The 17426-nt window shown below is 65.9% G+C and carries 15 protein-coding genes; 8 read left to right on the top strand and 7 right to left on the bottom strand.

Going from position 1 to position 17426, the window contains the following annotated elements; all coding sequences use genetic code 11:
• Positions 1-2 precede the first annotated feature (2 nt).
• Positions 3-1103 (bottom strand): NAD(P)H-dependent amine dehydrogenase family protein, encoded by a 1101-nt coding sequence (locus tag AC5Y5Z_RS15335; protein ID WP_463827927.1) that lies wholly within the window; start codon positions 1101-1103, stop codon positions 3-5.
• A gap of 180 nt (positions 1104-1283) precedes the next feature.
• On the opposite strand from AC5Y5Z_RS15335, the gene AC5Y5Z_RS15330 reads away from it, so the two are divergent.
• A complete protein-coding gene (locus tag AC5Y5Z_RS15330; RefSeq protein ID WP_463827926.1) occupies positions 1284-2696 on the top strand; it encodes a PE family protein in 1413 nt (470 codons plus the stop codon).
• Between the two features lie 9 nt (positions 2697-2705).
• On the opposite strand, the gene AC5Y5Z_RS15325 is transcribed toward AC5Y5Z_RS15330, so the two are convergent.
• Entirely contained in the window at positions 2706-3329 is a 624-nt protein-coding gene (locus AC5Y5Z_RS15325) for a TetR/AcrR family transcriptional regulator (protein ID WP_463827925.1), read from the bottom strand.
• A gap of 162 nt (positions 3330-3491) precedes the next feature.
• Between AC5Y5Z_RS15325 and AC5Y5Z_RS15320 the strand changes: the two genes are divergently transcribed.
• Positions 3492-3617, top strand: a complete 126-nt coding sequence (locus AC5Y5Z_RS15320; RefSeq protein WP_463827924.1) for a hypothetical protein — start codon at positions 3492-3494, stop codon at positions 3615-3617.
• A 2-nt stretch (positions 3618-3619) separates the two neighbouring features.
• Here the strand turns inward: AC5Y5Z_RS15320 and AC5Y5Z_RS15315 are convergent, their stop codons facing one another.
• From AC5Y5Z_RS15315 to AC5Y5Z_RS15300, 4 genes are all read right to left on the bottom strand, one after another.
• Complete coding sequence (locus AC5Y5Z_RS15315) at positions 3620-5062, bottom strand: NAD(P)(+) transhydrogenase (Re/Si-specific) subunit beta (protein WP_463827923.1); 1443 nt, start codon at positions 5060-5062, stop codon at positions 3620-3622.
• Positions 5059-5379 carry an NAD(P) transhydrogenase subunit alpha part 2 gene (locus tag AC5Y5Z_RS15310; protein ID WP_463827922.1) on the bottom strand — a complete coding sequence of 107 codons (321 nt, stop codon included), beginning with the start codon at positions 5377-5379 and terminating at the stop codon, positions 5059-5061. The genes AC5Y5Z_RS15315 and AC5Y5Z_RS15310 overlap by 4 nt, the downstream gene beginning before the upstream one ends.
• Positions 5380-6486 carry a Re/Si-specific NAD(P)(+) transhydrogenase subunit alpha gene (locus AC5Y5Z_RS15305; RefSeq protein ID WP_463827921.1) on the bottom strand — a complete coding sequence of 369 codons (1107 nt, stop codon included), beginning with the start codon at positions 6484-6486 and terminating at the stop codon, positions 5380-5382.
• A gap of 94 nt (positions 6487-6580) precedes the next feature.
• The gene (locus AC5Y5Z_RS15300) at positions 6581-7042 is read right to left on the bottom strand and encodes a nuclear transport factor 2 family protein (protein WP_463827920.1); all 462 of its coding nucleotides are present in this window, start codon (positions 7040-7042) and stop codon (positions 6581-6583) included.
• A 143-nt stretch (positions 7043-7185) separates the two neighbouring features.
• On the opposite strand from AC5Y5Z_RS15300, the gene AC5Y5Z_RS15295 reads away from it, so the two are divergent.
• From AC5Y5Z_RS15295 to AC5Y5Z_RS15270, 6 genes are all read left to right on the top strand, one after another.
• Positions 7186-8406 carry an acyl-CoA dehydrogenase family protein gene (locus AC5Y5Z_RS15295; RefSeq protein WP_499926158.1) on the top strand — a complete coding sequence of 407 codons (1221 nt, stop codon included), beginning with the start codon at positions 7186-7188 and terminating at the stop codon, positions 8404-8406.
• Positions 8399-9241 carry a tyrosine-protein phosphatase gene (locus AC5Y5Z_RS15290; protein WP_499926004.1) on the top strand — a complete coding sequence of 281 codons (843 nt, stop codon included), beginning with the start codon at positions 8399-8401 and terminating at the stop codon, positions 9239-9241. The genes AC5Y5Z_RS15295 and AC5Y5Z_RS15290 overlap by 8 nt, the downstream gene beginning before the upstream one ends.
• A 75-nt stretch (positions 9242-9316) precedes the next feature.
• On the top strand, positions 9317-10960 hold the full coding sequence (locus tag AC5Y5Z_RS15285; RefSeq protein WP_499926002.1) for a PE family protein: 1644 nt from the start codon (positions 9317-9319) through the stop codon (positions 10958-10960).
• A 138-nt stretch (positions 10961-11098) separates the two neighbouring features.
• The gene (locus AC5Y5Z_RS15280; protein ID WP_499926000.1) at positions 11099-12679 is read left to right on the top strand and encodes a PE-PPE domain-containing protein; all 1581 of its coding nucleotides are present in this window, start codon (positions 11099-11101) and stop codon (positions 12677-12679) included.
• Positions 12680-12830: 151 nt separating this feature from the next.
• Complete coding sequence (locus tag AC5Y5Z_RS15275; RefSeq protein WP_463827916.1) at positions 12831-14645, top strand: PE-PPE domain-containing protein; 1815 nt, start codon at positions 12831-12833, stop codon at positions 14643-14645.
• A gap of 101 nt (positions 14646-14746) precedes the next feature.
• Positions 14747-16456 (top strand): PE family protein, encoded by a 1710-nt coding sequence (locus AC5Y5Z_RS15270; RefSeq protein ID WP_499925998.1) that lies wholly within the window; start codon positions 14747-14749, stop codon positions 16454-16456.
• On the opposite strand, the gene AC5Y5Z_RS15265 is transcribed toward AC5Y5Z_RS15270, so the two are convergent.
• Complete coding sequence (locus tag AC5Y5Z_RS15265) at positions 16453-17421, bottom strand: NADPH:quinone oxidoreductase family protein (protein WP_463827914.1); 969 nt, start codon at positions 17419-17421, stop codon at positions 16453-16455. The two genes, AC5Y5Z_RS15270 and AC5Y5Z_RS15265, sit on opposite strands and share 4 nt — an antisense overlap.
• Positions 17422-17426 lie beyond the last annotated feature (5 nt).

The raw sequence follows: 17426 nt of genomic DNA, 5'->3' as shown, positions 1-17426 counted from the left end.
GGTTATGTGGCGACTGGATCCGGCGGCGCGAACAGGCCCGTGCCGGTGACCAGCGGCAGGTCCAGCGTGTTCCGAATGCCGGGTGGGGCGGCGATCACATCCGGGATGGAGTTGACGATGCGGCCGGCAGCGCCGGCGATCGCGGCGTGGTTGTGGTCGCCCTTGCGGCTGGTCGGCACGATGTCCACGGCGTACGACGGTTCGCCGGTGATCTCGACCCGGTACGAGCCGGTGCCCGCGGCGGGCTGCGGAAGATCCGGCCGCAGATCCGGACGCAGCCGGGTGATGTGCTCGATGACGATGGCCGGGTGTCCCTTGACCAGGCCGCGTATCTCGAACTGCAGGACCGCGACGGTGCCCTCGGCCACGTGGCCGACGGCGATGTCGAAGTCCTCCGGCGCCGGTTCACGTTGGTAGGACTCGGTGATCTCGTCGACCTCGATGCCCAGGCCGGCCGCCAACTGTCGGATCGCGGTTCCCCAGGCGATGCTGAGCACACCCGGTTGCAGCAGCATCGGAATCTCGTCCATGGGCCGGGCGAACCCCATGTAGTGCATCACTTCCGCGCCGTTGTAGCTGGCATAGTCGTGGATCTCCATGCACCGCACCTGCTCGATGCGCTGGCAGGTGCCGGCCAGTGCGAACGGGACCAGGTCGTTGGCGAAGCCAGGGTCCACGCCGGTGATGAAAATACTCGAATTGCCCTGCTGCGCAGCGGCTTCCACCCGACCGATGTACTTCTCGGGCATCACGCCCCACGGGTACTGCAGCAGCCCGGGCGACGACCCGACGACGTTGATCCCGGCGGCCAGGATGTTCATCACGTCGGCCATCGCGTCCGGCAACCGGGTGTCACCCATGGCGCAGTACACGATGCAGTCGGGTCGGGTGGCCAGCAGTGCGTCGAGGTCGTCGACGGCTTTGATCCCGGTCTCCGCCGGGGCGTCCAGGCCGACTCCGCAGAGTTCGCCGGCATCCTTACCGACTTTTCCCGGAGTGGACACGCATACCCCGGTCAACTCGAACGTCGGATTGGTGATGAGTCCGGCCAGCGCCAACCCGCCGACATTTCCGGTGCCGACATGGGCGACACGAATCGCCATGACTGTCCTTCCGTCCGTAGGGCCCAGAAGAGATCCGAACTTTTCCAGACAGTAGTCCATAATTTTTGAAGGGGTTCCGATGGCACTGCTGTCGCGAAACGCCGAAATACCCGGCGGCACCGTTCTACCCTCTGAGGGTGCCTACTACCCGCGGTCTCGGGTAGGGGAAGGACGGGGGAAATGTCCTACTTGCTTGCCACGACCGACACGCTCGCAGCTGCGGCCACCGACGTAGACGGCATCGCCGCGGCCATCCAGGCGGCCAACGCCGCAGCCGCCGGCCCCACGTCGGGACTGCTCGCCGCGGCCGGTGATGAAGTTTCGGCCGCCGTCAGCGCGCTGTTCAACGCCTACGGCGCCGAATACCAGGCAGTCGTGCGCCAGCTGGGCGCCTTCCAGAGCGAATTCACCCGCACGCTGGCCGCAGCCAGCAATGCCTACGCACAGGCCGAGGCTGCGGCGGTCCAGGCACTGGTCGGCCCCACGACGGGAGCGGCGCTGCCGGCGGCAGCCACCAACGTCGCGCTGATCATGGGCGGCACCAACAATCCGCTGCCCATTCAGGAGTACATCGACGACATCCGCACGAATTGGCTCGGCAGACTTTATTCGGGCGTACCTTCCTTCGGCTTACTCACTCCGCAACAGTTCTGGCCGGTCACCCCCGACATCGGCACCATGACGTACAGCCAGTCGGTCGCCAAAGGTGTCGCCGCGTTGCACAGCGCGATCCAATCGCAGATCGGTTTCGGCAACAGTCCCGTCGTGTTCGGCTATTCGCAGAGCGCGTCGATCATCAACAACGAGATCCTGAACCTCATGGCGAACGGCTCGCCGTACCACGATGAGCTGTCGTTCATCATGGCGGCAGCCGGAAACAACCCGAACGGGGGCCTGCTGGCCCGCTTCCCCGGCTTCTACCTGCCCATCCTGGACGTGCCGTTCAACGGCGCGACGCCGGCCAACAACCCGTACGAGACCCTGATCTACACCGCGCAATACGACGGCGTCGCGCATGCGCCGCAGTACCCGACCAATATCCTGGCCGACGTCAACGCGCTGATGGGCTACTTCTACGTGCACAACCAGTACCCGACGTTGAATCCTCTGGACGCGGTCCAGCTGCCCACCTCGCCCGGCTACGACGGTGCCACCAAGTACTACATGTTCCTGACGCAGGATCTGCCGCTGCTACAACCGATCCGCGACATCCCCTACGCCGGTCCGCCGATCGCCGACATCTTCCAGCCGGCCCTGCGGGTGATGGTCGACCTGGGCTATTCCGACTACGGCTACGCCGACCTGCCGACTCCGGCCGGGTTGATCAACATCCCGAACCCGTTTGCCGTCGCGTACCACCTGGGCCAGAGTCTGTGGATGGGCCCCTACGGCGCGGCGGTGGAGATCGGCGTGGAGGCCGGGTTCTGGGGTCCCGAGCACTTCCCGGACGCCTATCCCTGGGTCCCCTCGACCAACCCCGGCCTGAACTTCTACCTCGGTCCGCAGTTCAGCCAGCCGCCGGTGACGCTGCTGTCGACGGTCGGGGGCGCGCTGGGCAACGTCCTGCACATCATCCCGCCGATCTTCAACTGAGCAGGACGGTCACGGTCCCAGCGGAGCGGTGGTGCGGATCCCCTCGTCGCGAATCAGACCGCGCAGCAGCGCCGTGCTGAACTCGGCGGCGATCTCCTTGGCCGACCGCCGTCCACTCGGCCGCAACCAGCGGTAGCTCCCCAGCGTCATCCCGATATAGCCGAGCGCCAGCACGTGCGAGTCGCACTCGTAGAACTCGCCGCTGGCGACCCCCCGGTCGATCAGGCCGTGCACGTGCTCGTAGACCTGGGCTTCCTTCTCGCGGACCTCGGCCACCTGTTCGCTGGTGAACCACTCGGTGATGTAGGGCTGTTCCTGGAAGTACACCGCGGCCCGCTCCGGGTTGCTGGCGATGCCCATCAGCAGCCGGACGGTGTACTGGTACAGCGCTTCCCGGGCGGTCCAGGTCGGATCGTCGTGCACCGCGGCCAGGGTGCCCTCGGCCGCCTGACGGTAGATGTCGAACAGGATCAGCGACTTGCTGGCGTAATAGTGATAGACGGTCGCCTTGTTCAGGCCGATCACGTCGGCGACGTCGTCCATCCGGGTGCCGTGATAGCCACGGGCGGCGAACAGCTTGGTCGCAACGGCCAGCAACTCTTCGCGGCGTGTCAGGCCAGTTTCGGACGGCATCGGTACTCGCTATTCGTCACTGCCGCCCCGGTCGAACAGCACCCGGCGCGACATTTACCAATCAACTGGTTGGACAGTTTACGGGCGATGCCGCCTGTCGCTGCGACCCGGATGGGACTAGACTCGATTTTCGGACCCAGTCGCGACGAGAGAGGCGAAGGAATGGACCCCACTCCTGACTACGACGGCAGCGACGAGATCGAGTTCTTCTTCAGCTATCTGACCTGGGGTTTGCGCGGGGTGGAGTCCGGCAACGGCTACCCGCCGCCGGCCTACCCGCCCGTCTAGAGCTACAGCGCTTTCAGTTCCTCGGCGACCTCGGTCACCGATTTCTTCGCGTCCCCGAACAGCATCGTGGTGTTGTCACCGAAGAACAGTGGGTTCTCGATGCCGGCGTAACCCGATGACATCGAACGCTTGAGCACGATCACCGAACGGGCCTCGTCCACGTTGAGGATCGGCATCCCGTAGATCGGACTGGACGCGTCGTTGCGCGCCGCCGGGTTGGTGACGTCGTTGGCGCCGATCACGATCGCGACATCCGTCCGGCTGAACTCGCCGTTGACGTCGTCCATCTCCTTCATCGCGTCGTATTCGACGTCGGCTTCGGCCAGCAGGACGTTCATGTGGCCCGGCATCCGGCCGGCCACCGGGTGGATCGCGTACTTCACCTCGACGCCCTTGGCCTCGAGCAGCGACGCCATCTCCTTGACCGCGTGCTGGGCCTGCGCGACCGCGAGCCCGTAACCCGGCACCACGATCACCTGATTGGCGTAGGCCATCTGGATCGCGGCGTCGGCTGCGGAGGTGGACTTCACGGTGCCCTGCTCGCCGCCCGGACCGGCCGCCGCGCCGCCGTCACCGCCGAACGAGCCGAACACGATCGCCGGGATGGATCTGTTCATCGCGACCGCCATCAGGTTGGTCAGGATCGAACCCGAGGCGCCCACGATCATGCCGGCGACGATCATCGCGGTGTTGTTCAGCGCCAGACCCGCAGCAGCCGCCGACAATCCGGTCATCGCGTTGAGCAGCGAGATCACCACCGGCATGTCCGCGCCGCCGATCGGGAACACCACGAACAGCCCCATCACGCCCGCGAAGGCCAACACCAACAGGATCCACCAGACCGGCCGGCCCGGGGTCAGCCCGAGGTAGACCGCAACGCCGACCGCGCCGAACAACAGCACGATGTTGGAGAGCTGGAAGAGCTTGGCCGACGCCACCAGCCGCTTCTCCACGTTCTTGGGGATCGACTCCTGCAGCTTCAAGAACGCCACCAGCGAACCCCAGAACGACACCGACCCGATGATCGCGGCGAACAGTGATCCGACGACCAGCGCGACGGTCGGCGACTGGTCCGGCCGGAAGACCGAGAAACCTTTGGTCTCAATGAATTCCGACCAGGCGATCAAGGCGACAGTGCCGCCGCCGACGCCGTTGAACAGCGCCACCAGCTGCGGCATAGCGGTCATCTTGGTCTTCTTGGCGGGTGGCACACCCAGCACCACGCCGATGGTCAGGCCCGCGGCAATCAGTATCCAGTTGAACGGCGCGGTGTCGCGCACCTTGATCAGCGTCGCGACCACAGCGATGCCCATACCGACCGCGGCGATCCAGTTGCCGCGCACCGCGGTTTTCGGGCCGGTCAGGCCGGACAGGCCGTAGATGAACAACGCGAACGCCGCGATATAGAGGACGTCCACGCCGTAGTTGACGTTCTGCGCGCTCATTTGACGGCTTCCTTGTCGGGCGCGGGCTTGCGCGACTTGAACATGCCCAGCATCCGGTCGGTCACCAGGAAGCCACCGATCACGTTCAGGGTGCCGAAGATCAGCGCGACGAACGCGATCGCCCGCACCCCCCAGCCGGCGTCGGCGGGCAGTTCACCCAGCACCAGCAGCGCACCGAGCACCACGATGCCGTGAATGGCGTTGGTGCCCGACATCAGCGGCGTGTGCAAGGTGTTGGGCACCTTGGAGATGACCGCGAATCCGACGAACCCGGCGAGCACCAGGATCGCCAGGTTGGCCAACAGCTGGTCGTACATCTAGGAGTCCTCCCCGGTGGTTCGGGTCACGCACGAGCCTGCGACGACCTCGTCGTCGAAGTCCGGCGCCAGCTTGCCGTCCTTGATCAGCAGCTCCAGCAGCGCGGTGATGTTCTTGCTGAACAGTTCGCTGGCGTGCTCGGGCATGGTGGCCGGCAGGTTCAGCGGCGACGCGATCGTCACGTCGTGCTTGACCACGGTCTGCCCCGGCTCGGTGAGCTCGCAGTTCCCACCGGTCTCGCCGGCCAGGTCCACCACCACGCTGCCGGGCTTCATCGCCTCGACCGCAGCAGCGGTCACCAGGCGCGGCGCCGGGCGGCCCGGAACCAGCGCGGTGGTGATCACCACGTCGAAACCGCTGATCGCCTTCTCCAGCTCTTTCTGCTGCTGGGCGCGTTCTTCGTCGGTGAGTTCGCGGGCGTACCCGCCCTCGCCGGCGGCGTCGATGCCGATGTTGAGCCACTGGGCGCCCACCGAGCGCACCTGGTCGGCCACCTCGGGACGCACGTCGTACCCGGTGGTCCGGGCGCCCAGCCGCTTGGCTGTGGCCAACGCCTGCAGTCCGGCTACCCCGACGCCTAGCACCAGCACGGTCGCCGGCTTCACGGTGCCCGCCGCGGTGGTCAACATCGGGAAGAACCGGGTGGACTCCGAGGCGGCCAGCAGCACGGCTTTGTAGCCGGCGACGTTGGCCTGCGACGACAGCGCATCCATGGCCTGGGCACGCGAGATGCGCGGGATCGCCTCGAGCGCGAACGCCTGCACCCCGGCCTGCTTGAGGGCACCGATCGCGTTCTCGGCATTACGCGGCGCGAGGAAACCGATCAGGGTCTGCCCGTCCCGCAGCTTGCCGACCTCCTCGGCGGTGGGTGGTGCCACCTTGACCACGATGTCGGCGGCCCAGGCATCGCCGATGCTGGCGCCGGCGTCGGTGTAGAGCTCGTCGGGCAGCAGCGCCCGCTCACCCGCGCCGGATTCGACCACGACGGCTGCGCCGCTTTTCACCAGTCCTGCGACCGCCTTGGGGACCAGCGCGACCCGGCGCTCGTCGACTCCGGACTCGGCGACGACCCCGACCTTCACGAGTCCCGTCTGCGCTTCTGTCATGGCGCGTACATCTACTTCCCTCATAGGTTGGGGTGGACCCCGATTAGATTGCTCAGACACCCTACGGGACTGTTCGGCCGCCCAAGAAACGCGACTACCAGAGCGGTATTTCGCTGTCGTGCTGGACCGCCGGGCGCGGACCGAAGATTCGCCGCTGCGCTTCGGTGATCGGTACGTCGTTGATGCTCGCTTCGCGCCGCGCCATCAGACCGTCGGCGGTGAACTCCCACAACTCGTTGCCATAGCTGCGAAACCATTGGCCGGTGCGGTCGCGGCATTCGTATTGGAATCGCACGGCGATGCGGTTGTCGTGGAAACTCCACAAGCTCTTGCGCAGCGAATAGTCGAGTTCGCGCTGCCACTTGCGGGTCAGGAATTCCACTATCTGCGCGTGGCCGACGAGGTGCTCGTCGCGGTTTCGCCACTGCGAGTCGGCGGTGTAGGCCAAGCTCACCCGGTCGGGATCGCAGGTGTTCCAGGCATCCTCCGCGGCTTGCACTTTCAGTTGCGCCGTAGCGGCGGTGAACGGCGGAAACGGCGGGCGGGGCTCGGTCATGACCACCATTCTTCCCCGCGAGCAGACGCAGAATCGCACAAATCCTGCCTGCCACATGCGATTCTGCGTCTGCTCGCCAGCGGGAGGTACCCCTACCCCGCGGCGGAGCGGATTGTCATATCGTGGCGGTCATGGACTTCGCGATGTCGGCCAAAGGCAGCGACTACCACAAGAAATTGTCCGACTTCATGACGGAGCACGTGTTTCCGGCCGAGGCCGAATACGACAGGTACCGGCACGAAGCCGGCCCCAATGACCACAGCGTGCCGCCGGTGGTCGAAGACCTCAAGATCAAGGCCCGCGAGCGTGGCCTGTGGAACCTGTTCCTGCCGGCCGAGTCCGGACTGACGAACCTGGAGTACGCGCCGCTGGCCGAGCTGACCGGCTGGAGCCTGGAGATCGCGCCCGAGGCGCTGAACTGCGCGGCGCCGGACACCGGCAACATGGAGACGCTGCACCTGTTCGCCACCGAGCAGCAGCGCAAGGACTGGCTGGAGCCGCTGCTCAACGGTGAGATCCGCAGCGCGTTCTCCATGACCGAGCCGGCGGTGGCCAGCAGCGATGCCCGCAACATCGAGACGTCGATCGTGCGCGACGGCGCCGACTACGTGATCAACGGCCGCAAATGGTGGACGTCGGGTGCGGCAGACCCGCGCTGCAAGATCCTGATCGTGATGGGCCGCACCAATCCGGAGGCCGCCAGCCATCAACAGCAGTCGATGGTCCTGGTTCCGATCGACACCCCCGGGGTGACCGTGGTGCGCTCGACGGGCGTGTTCGGCTGGCAGGACCAGCACGGGCACTGTGAGATCGTCTACGACAACGTGCGGGTGCCCGCCACCAACCTGCTCGGTGAGGAAGGCGCGGGCTTCGCGATCGCCCAGGCCCGGCTGGGTCCGGGCCGCATCCATCACTGCATGCGTGCCCTCGGCGGCGCCGAACGGGCGCTGGCGCTGATGGTGCACCGGGCCAACACCCGGATTGCATTCGGCAAGCCGCTGGCCGACCAGGGACTGGTGCAGCACGCAATCGCCAAGTCCCGCAACGAGATCGACCAGGCGCGCCTGCTGTGCGAGAAGGCGGCCTGGACCATCGACCAGCACGGCAACAAGGCCGCTCATCTGCTGGTCTCACAGATCAAGGCGGTTGCCCCGCAGGTGGCCTGCGACGTCATCGACCGCGCCATCCAGGTGCACGGTGCCGCCGGCGTCTGCGACGACACGCCACTGGCCCGGCTGTACGGCTGGCACCGCGCCATGCGCATCTTCGACGGTCCCGACGAGGTGCACATGCGCACCATCGCGCGCAAAGAGCTCGGCGGGGAGCAGTCCGCGCTCGCCGCGGCGGTCACCCGCCATGGCTGACGGCCTGCGAGAGTTGCCGGGCGCGTGGAATTTTCGCGACGTCTCCGACACGGTCCCGGCGCTGCGTCCGGGCCGGTTGTTCCGGTCCAGTGAGCTGAGCAGCCTCGACGACGACGGCCGCGCGATACTGCGGCAACTGGGCATCACCGACGTCGCCGACCTGCGCGCGGCCCGGGAGGTGGCCCGGCGAGGTCCGGGACGCGTGCCCGCCGGCGTCGAGGTCCACCTGCTGCCGTTTCCCGACCTCGCCGACGACGACAAGGCAGCCGACGCCGGCACCGACGACGAGGCGCCGCACGAGTCGGCATTCAAGCGGTTGATGATCGAGGGTGAATCCGACGAGTCGGACGAGGCCATCGAGGCCAAAGCCGTCCGCTACATGACCGACGAATACCGCCAATTCCCCACCCGCAACGGGGCGCAACGCGCGGTGCACCGGGTTTTCACCCTGCTGGCCTCCGGCCAGCAGGTCCTCACCCACTGCTTCGCCGGCAAGGACCGCACGGGTTTCGTGGTCTCCACCGTCCTGGCGGCGGTCGGGCTGGACCGTGACGTCATCATCACCGACTACCTGCGCAGCAACGACGCCGTCGCCACGCTGCGCGACCGGATCAGCGACATGATCGCGCAGCGCACCGACGTCGAACTGACTCCCGAGGTGGAGACGTTCACCAAAGCCCGGCTCTCCGACGGGGTGCTGGGGGTGCGAGCCGAATACCTCGAGGCGGCATGGCAATCGATCGACGAGTCACACGGGTCGCTGGACGGTTATCTGCGTGACACGGGAATCACCGAGGACGATGTGGCCCGGCTGCGGAGTGCGCTGCTGGGCTGAGCTCCCTATGAGCTCGGCCAAAGCCCGGACAGCCCGGCGGGATTCGCCCTACCCTCTACGCAGGAGGGAGTCAGCTTGTCTCACGTATTCGCACAACCGCCCGTATTGACTGCAGCCGCAACCGAGTTGGCCGGGATCGGCTCGGCCGTCGGGGATGCCGCCGCGCTCGCCGCTGCACCGACCACCGGCATCCTGACCGCCGCGGCGGACGAGGTGTCGGCCGCCATCGCCAACTTCTTCGGTGGCTTCGGGCTCGAATTCCAAACTGTCAGCGCCAATTTCGGCCTGCTCTACGACGGATTCGTGCAGCGGCTCAACGCCACCGTGGCGTACTACACCAACGCCGAGGCGATCAATGTCGCTCAGCTGGTCCAGGGCGCGACGGGTGGGCTCCCCAACCCGCCGACCGGCCCGGCCGTCCCGATCGGGAATGTGGCGATCATCATGGGCGGGACCGGCACGCCGATACCGGGACCCACGTACGTCAATGCCGTCTATGACCTGTTCGTGGCGCCCTTCAACCCGCCTGCCGTCAAGATACCGCTGGCCACACCCGAGCAGCTCTACCCCATCACCGGCGTGCGGTCGCTGCCGCTGGCCACCTCCGTGCAGCAGGGGTTGGAGATTCTCAATGCCTCCGTCTCGGAGCAACTCGCCGCCGGAAACCACGTCACCGTCTTCGGCTACTCCCAGAGCGCCATCATCTCGTCGCTGCTGATGCAGCACTACATCTCGCTGGGTCCGAACATGCCGAACCCGGACCTGATCAACTTCGTCCTCACCGGCAACGAGATGAACCCCAATGGCGGGATCCTGGCCCGCATCCCGGGCTTGAACATCTCCACCATCGGCCTGCCGTTCTACGGCGCCACCCCCGACGGCCCCTATCAGACGACCACCTACACGCTGGAATACGACGGCTTCGCCGACTTTCCGCGCTACCCGCTGAACATCCTGGCCGACATCAACGCGGTGTTCGGCATCCTCACGGTGCACACCACGTACGCGGATCTGACCCAGGCCCAGATAGATTCGGCCATTCTGCTGCCGACCGAGAGTCCGACGAACAACGAGTACTACATCATCCCGCATCCCGATCTGCCGCTGCTGGACCCGGTACGGGCGATCCCGGTGATCGGCCCGCCGCTGGCGGCCCTGGTGCAACCCGACCTGAAGGTCTTCGTCAACCTCGGGTACGGCGACCCGAACTACGGCTATTCCACCAGCCCGGCCAACGTACCCACCCCGTTCGGACTGTTCCCCAACGTGCCGCCCGGCGTCATCTTCGATGCCCTGGTCGCCGGGACCAACCAGGGCATCAACGACTTTGCCGCCGCGTTGCCGGTTGCGCTCAGCACGCCGCCGGTGATCCCCACCCCCGCGTTCCCGCCGCTGATCCAGGCCTACCTGCCGGACCCGCCGCCGAGGGTGCCGGCGACCCCGGTGAACATCGCCAACACGTTCGCTTCGGTGGTGTCCACCGGCTACTCGGTGCTGCTGCCGACGGCCGACCTGGCCACCGCGTTCGCCACCACCCTGCCGGCCTACGACGCGACCCTGTTCGTGAGCCAACTACTGCAGGGCAACATCAGGGAAGCGATCGAACTTCCACTGGCGGCGACGGCCGGATTGGCGGCGCTGGGCGGCATGATCGAATTCATCGCGGTGGTGGAAGCGGCGGCGGAAATTGCTCAGGACCTGCAGAGTCTCTCCTTCTGAGACCGGCCGGGCGTTGATCTCAATTCGGTTGCGCAGCAACAAATCACCGTAAAACGCCGATGTTTCCGGGTGTTCCCCCTACGCTTGCGCCTGGGTTCAGGGGTCAGCGCAGCCTGACGGTCGGGAAAGGGTGTGGCCTTGTCGTATCTATTCGTTGAGCCGGAAATCGTCACGGTGGCGGCCGCGCAGGTGGCAGAGGTCGGCTCCGCGATCGGCGCCGCCAGCGCCGCCGCGGCTGCGCCCACCTCGAACCTGCTGGCGGCGGCCGCCGACGAGGTGTCCGCGGCCGTCGCGAATTTCTTCGGCGCGTTCGGGCGCGAGTACCAGGACCTCCTCACGCAGCTGACCGGATATCAGAACCAATTCCAGCGGACAATAACCGCAGCGGCGACCGCGTACTCCACCACCGAGGTGGCGGCGGCCGCGGCCCTGCCTTGGCTTCCCAACGACGTGTCGCTGTTCATGAGCGGGACCGGGGTCCCGATCGTCACGTCACAGTTCATCCAGAAGGCCAACGACCTCTATGTCGGCGCCACCGGCCTACTGCGCGGACTCAACACTCCTGAGGAGCTGTATCCGCTGACCGGAGTCAGGAGCCTGTACTTCAACAAGTCAGTCGATCTGGGACTGACCATTCTCGACAACGCCGTCTTCGAGCAGATCCAGCAGGGAAAGACCGTCACTGTTTTCGGGGTTTCGCAGAGCGCGGTCATCTCGTCGTTGTACATGCGGAATCTCGCTGCGGGTCTGACGAGTTTCGGAGCCAACCCGCCGGGGGCGGGGGAACTCAACTTCCTGTTGGCCGGCAACGAGATGAATCCGAATGGCGGTCTGCTGTCGCGCTTCCCGGGCCTGTCGATGACGAGTCTGGGCCTGGACTTCTACGGCTCCACCCCGTCGGACACCATCTACCCGACCAAGATCTACACACTGGAATACGACGGCTTCGCCGATTTCCCCAAGTACCCGCTGAACATCGTCGCCGACCTCAATGCGATCGCCGGCATCATCTATGTCCACCCGACGTATTTGTCGCTGACGCAGGCGCAGGTCGCGAACGCCATTCAGCTGACGCCGTCGCCGGGCTATACCGGCAACACCGAGTACTACATCATCCCGACCGAACACCTGCCACTGCTCCAACCGCTGCGCGCGATACCCGGCATCGGCAATCCGTTGGCCAATCTGCTGGAGCCGACTACGCGGGCGATCGTCAACCTCGGCTATGGCGACCCGGCCTATGGCTACTCCACCAGCCCGCCGGACGTACCAACCCCGTTCGGCCTGTTCCCCGAGGTGGCTCCGAGCACTGTCTTCAACGCGCTGACAGCCGGGGTGCAGCAGGGGGTCACCAATTTCAGCTCCGACGTGCAGGTGCTGCTCAGCCAGCCGCCCGTGGTGCCGACGCTGGACCTGCCCATCCCGACCGCGCTGCCGTCGCCGTCGACCATCGCCAACACGGTGGCGTCGATCATCTCGACCAACTACAGCGTGCTGCTGCCCACCGCCGACATCGGGCTGTCCATGGTGACCTCGCTGCCCGCCTACAACCTGCAACTGTTCACCGAACAACTCGCGCAGGGCAACCTGATCAATGCGATCGGCTATCCGATTGCCGCCGACATCGGCTTGGCGACGGTGGCCGGCGGCGTCGAAGTCCTGGTGATCGCCGAGGCGGCGGTGAACACGATCCGCGACATCCAGTCCCTTTTCGCCTGAAAGATCCCGTCGGATATTTAGTCGGCAAAAGCAGTATGCGGTTGACCTGACCGTTCTAGTCTGACAAGTGCCGAGCTCGCTGGTGTCCTCAGCGCCGGGTTATCGAGCTCAGCTCCGCAACGAAATACCCTGGCCGTGAAGGGACTTCGCCGTGTCGCAGCTGACCGTGCAACCGTCATCGATTACCGCCGCCGCAGAGAACCTGGCCGGTATCCGAGCCGCTCTGGCAGAAGCCAACGCTGCCGTCGCCGGACCGACCACCAGTCTGCTGGCCGCAGCTGCCGACGAGGTGTCCGAGGCCGCGGCCCAATTGTTCGGTGTGTTCGGGCTGGAGTACCAGCAGATCGTCGGTCAAGCCGCGGCGTACCACGCGGAGTTCAACCGTGCCCTGGCCGCGGCCAGCCTTGCCTACGCGGAAGCCGAGCTGGCCAGTGCGGCAGCGCTGGCGGCACCGTCGCCGATCGAGGCGTTATTCGCCCCGCTGCTCGCACCGTTCCAGTCGCTCTTCGGACCGCCCGCCATTTCGGGCGGAACTCCGGTGACCGCGCCCCAGGTGTTGCCGTCAACCGACGTGGCGCTGATCATGACCGGCAGCGGTACGCCGATTCCCACGCTGGCCTACATGGCGAGTGTGCGGCCCTGGATTGCAGCCACGCTCACCCAGGGTCTGTTGATACCGCTCAACACCCCCGAGGGGCTGTATCCGCTGACCGCGATCAAGGATCTGCCCCTCAACATCTCCGTCGACCGTGGCGTCGAGATGCTGCACAACGCGCTCTTCTCCCCCACCGGGCTGATCACCAACAACCAGAGCGTTTCGGTACTGGGTTACTCGCAGAGCGCCGCATTGTCCTCGATCGAGTTGCGCAACCTGGTTGCTTCGAACATCCCCTACGACCCGGCCAACCCGCTGACCTTTACCCTGCTGGGCAACCCGATGGCACCCAACGGGGGCCTGCTCGCCCGCTTCCCGGGCCTGACGCTGCCCGCCCTGGGCCTGGACTTCTTCGGCCCGACACCGTCCAACACCGGCTACCCGGTCAACATGTTCTCGTTGCAGTACGACGGCTACACGCAATTTCCGAGGTACCCGATCAACTTGCTGGCCGACCTGAACGCTTTCCTGGGCATCCAGACGGTGCACGGCGACTACCCGAGCATCATCCAGGCCGACGGGACGCTGGCCCCCGGTTACAGCATGGTGGAGTTGCCGGTGTCGCCCGGCAATGGCACCGACAACTACTATCTGATCACCTACGACGGCCTACCGCTGGTGCAGCCGATCCGCGCGATCCCGGTGATCGGGAATGCGTTGGCAGAGCTGGTCGAACCGAATTTGACCTACCTGGTCAACTGGGGATACGGCGACCCGCGCTACGGCTATTCGACCGGCTACGCCGATGTGCACACGCCGTTCGGGCTGATCCCGCCGATCCCACCGAACTTCATCGGTGACCAGATCGCGCTGGCCAACCAGGGTTGGGGCGCGTTCGTGGGTGAGGTCGGCGCGATGGTTCCGACGTCGCTGCCGGCACTGACGGATCTGCTCCCGACAGGTGGTGGCGGCGGTGACGGTGGCGGGCTGCCGTTCGAATTGCCCTCCCTCGAGGGCATTTCGGTGAACGGCATCTTCGACGCATTGGAAGCGGCGAACACCAACGTCACCACCGCAGTCACCACTTCGGCCGCAGCCGCCTACGCGACGCTGCTGCCCACTGCCGACATCGTCAACTCGCTGTTCACCACCCTGCCTTCCTACAACGTGAATCTGTTCCTGGACGGCATCCAGCAGGCGTTCAATGGTGACCCCGCGGGGTTGATCAACGCGTTCGGTAACCCGATCGCCGCTGACGTCGCGTTGTTGACGCTGGCCGGAGGTTTCCAGCTGATCGTGGTGATGGACGCGCTCACTTCGATCATCGACAATCTGACCGGCGCTCTCATCCCTATCGATGTGATTCCGTAGTCGACGCATTGGTAAAAGTGCTGCGTGGAAATGCGAACGGCTCTACGCTGGCACATGCCGCAGTGCGGCATGGGGGGCCTTAACAGCTGAAGGATGGGCCGATGTCGTATGTGACCGTGCACCCGGACCTGCTCACTTCGGCAGTCACCAGCCTCGAAGAACTCAGTTCCACGATCGGCGCGGCGAACACGGCAGCAACGTCTCCAACCACCGGTGTGCTGGCCGCGGCCGCCGACGAGGTGTCGGTCGCGTTCACCCGGCTGATGAACGAGTTCGCCGCGGGATACCAGGGCGCCGCGCGGCAGGCCGCAGCGTTTCACGAGCAGTTCGCCGGTCTGGTCGCGGGCAGTGGATTGGCTTATGCCCAAACCGAACTCGCCAACGCCGTCGACAACGCACTGGCGCCGGTCCGGTCGCTGATCGCCAACACCGCCGCGGCCCCGGCCGCGGGTGTGTTCACCCTGGTGATGGGCGCCAGTGGATACCCGATTCCCATCGAGGACTACATCCAGGGCATCCCGCCGTCGTATATCGACCCGATCTGGGGCGGGGGGATCAACCTCGGTATCAATACCCCCGAAGGGTTGTATCCGCTCACCGGAATCAAGGACCTCACCTTCGACGTGTCGGCGGCGCGCGGGCTGACCATCCTGGACAACGCGATTCGGGCGGCCTTCGGTGAACTGACCGCCAGCCAGGTCAACGTGTTCGGTTACTCCCAGAGCGCGGTCATCGCCTCGATGGAGATGATCGCGCTCAATCCCGCCAATATCCCGGGCGCGGGCGTCTTCACCGACTTGAACTTCACCCTGGTGGGCAATCCCAGCAACCCGAATGGCGGTCTGCTGGCACGTTTCCCGGGGCTGGCGCTGCCGAGCCTGGGGTTGGACGTGTTCGGCGTCGCGACGCCGGACAACTCGTTCCCGTCGCGCATCTACACGATCGAGTACGACGGATTCGGCGGCTTCCCGCAATACCCGCTCAACGTGGTCTCCGACATCAACGCATTCCTGGGCATCATCGAGCTCCACGGCCGCTACCCGTTCCTTTCCGCGCAGACGTTGGCCAACGCGGTCGAACTGACCAACACCACCCACCCGACGCTGACCGAGTACTACATGATTCCCACCGAGAATCTGCCGATCCTGTCCCCGTTGCGCGCCATCCCGATCATCGGGCACCCGCTCGCCGCGCTGGTCGAGCCGTGCACGGAAGTGATCGTGAACCTCGGCTACGGCAGCACCACCAACGGCTGGTCGCCGGATCCGCCGAACGTGGCCACCGGATTCGGTGTCATCCCGCCGGTACCGCCGGGTGAGATCGTCGCCGCTCTGGCCGCCGGGGCCCAGCAAGGTGTCGTCGACTTCGCGCACGAACTGTCGCTGATCGGACCGTCGGACTTCACCTCGCTGCTGCCGACGGTCGATACCGCCGGGCTCAACAGGGTGCTGACGGGCGCACAGTACTCGTTGTCGTCGCCGCAGCATCTGGTCGAGTCCCTGCTCAATGCGAACCTCAAGATCGGTTACGCCACGTCGGCCATCGCTGCGTCGGCCTACTCGACCGTCCTGCCGACCACCGACATCGTGAACGCCGCGCTGACTGCCATCCCCGCCTACAACGTCAGCCTGTTCGGGAACGGAATCCTGCAGGCGCTCAACGGCGACCCCGTCAACGGGCTGATCAACGCGTTCGGCAAACCGGTAGCCGCAACCGTCGGATTGGGAGTGCTGATGGGCGGATTCGAGGTGCGGGTCTTCCAGCACGCGGCCAGCGACATCGTCGCCGAGATCAACGGCCTGTTCGCCTAAGGCTCCAGAACGACCTTGCCGAGCACCCCGCCGTCATCCAGGCTCTGCAGCGCGGCCCGCGCCTCGGACAGCGGATAGCGTTGCGGCGGAGGTGGTTTCAGGCCCAGTGAGACCAATTGGTGTAGACCCGCAGCGAACACCACCGCCGAACCAGGCACCTTGTTCAGGTACTCGCCCCACGCGACACCCAATACCCCGACGTTGCGCAGCAACAGCCGGTTGACGGTGAGCGTGGGAATGCTGCCCGCGGCGAAGCCGATCACCAGGAGCTTGCCGTCAATGGCCAGCACCCGGATTGCGTCGTCAAATGTCTTGCCGCCGATGGGATCCACGACGATGTCCACGCCCTGGCCGTTGGTGTGTTCGAGCACCCGCTCGACCCAGCCGTCGGCCAGGTGCACCACCTGGTCGGCGCCCAGTGCCGCCACGTAGGCCATCGCGGCTTCGCGGTGCACCACCCCGATCACCTGGCTGGCACCCATCGCCTTGGCGATCTGCACGGCGGCGGTACCCACGCCGCCGGCCGCGCCGAGTACCAGCACCGTCTGTCCCGGCCGCAGCACCGCGCGCCGGGACAGGGCGAAATACATGGTGTTGTAGTTGACCAACAACGACACCGCTTCGGCGTCGTCGAGTTCGGCCGGGCTGCGGATCACGTGGGACACCGGCACGGCCACCTGCTCGGCGTAACAACCCAGCACACCGAACGCCGAAACCCGTTCGCCCACCCGGAAACCCGAGTCCACCGGCGCCGATCGCACCACCCCGGCCGTTTCCATGCCGGGCACGAACGGCGGCGGCAACTTGAGCTGGTATTTGCCCTTGCTCAGCAGCAGATCAGGAAAGCACACCCCGGCGGCGCGTACCTCGATGACGATGTTGCCACCGCCATCGGGTACGTCGTCGATATCGGTGTAGACGATGCCGGACGGACCGGAAAGCTCTTGAACCACAGAAGCTTTCAAGGTTC

This window comes from Mycobacterium sp. NGS29, assembly GCF_059812965.1.
This window is presented reverse-complemented; position numbering and strand designations above follow the sequence as displayed.

What these genes read in the sequence shown, in the direction of transcription:
- AC5Y5Z_RS15270 (WP_499925998.1), top strand. Translation starts at nt 14,747, where the DNA reads ATGTCGTATGTGACCGTGCACCCGGACCTGCTCACTTCGGCAGTCACC.
- AC5Y5Z_RS15320 (WP_463827924.1), top strand. Translation starts at nt 3,492, where the DNA reads ATGGACCCCACTCCTGACTACGACGGCAGCGACGAGATCGAGTTCTTC.
- AC5Y5Z_RS15295 (WP_499926158.1), top strand. Translation starts at nt 7,186, where the DNA reads ATGTCGGCCAAAGGCAGCGACTACCACAAGAAATTGTCCGACTTCATG.
- AC5Y5Z_RS15310 (WP_463827922.1), bottom strand. Translation starts at nt 5,379, where the DNA reads ATGTACGACCAGCTGTTGGCCAACCTGGCGATCCTGGTGCTCGCCGGG.
- AC5Y5Z_RS15325 (WP_463827925.1), bottom strand. Translation starts at nt 3,329, where the DNA reads ATGCCGTCCGAAACTGGCCTGACACGCCGCGAAGAGTTGCTGGCCGTT.
- AC5Y5Z_RS15335 (WP_463827927.1), bottom strand. Translation starts at nt 1,103, where the DNA reads ATGGCGATTCGTGTCGCCCATGTCGGCACCGGAAATGTCGGCGGGTTG.
- AC5Y5Z_RS15300 (WP_463827920.1), bottom strand. Translation starts at nt 7,042, where the DNA reads ATGACCGAGCCCCGCCCGCCGTTTCCGCCGTTCACCGCCGCTACGGCG.
- AC5Y5Z_RS15305 (WP_463827921.1), bottom strand. Translation starts at nt 6,486, where the DNA reads ATGACAGAAGCGCAGACGGGACTCGTGAAGGTCGGGGTCGTCGCCGAG.
- AC5Y5Z_RS15315 (WP_463827923.1), bottom strand. Translation starts at nt 5,062, where the DNA reads ATGAGCGCGCAGAACGTCAACTACGGCGTGGACGTCCTCTATATCGCG.
- AC5Y5Z_RS15290 (WP_499926004.1), top strand. Translation starts at nt 8,399, where the DNA reads ATGGCTGACGGCCTGCGAGAGTTGCCGGGCGCGTGGAATTTTCGCGAC.
- AC5Y5Z_RS15330 (WP_463827926.1), top strand. Translation starts at nt 1,284, where the DNA reads ATGTCCTACTTGCTTGCCACGACCGACACGCTCGCAGCTGCGGCCACC.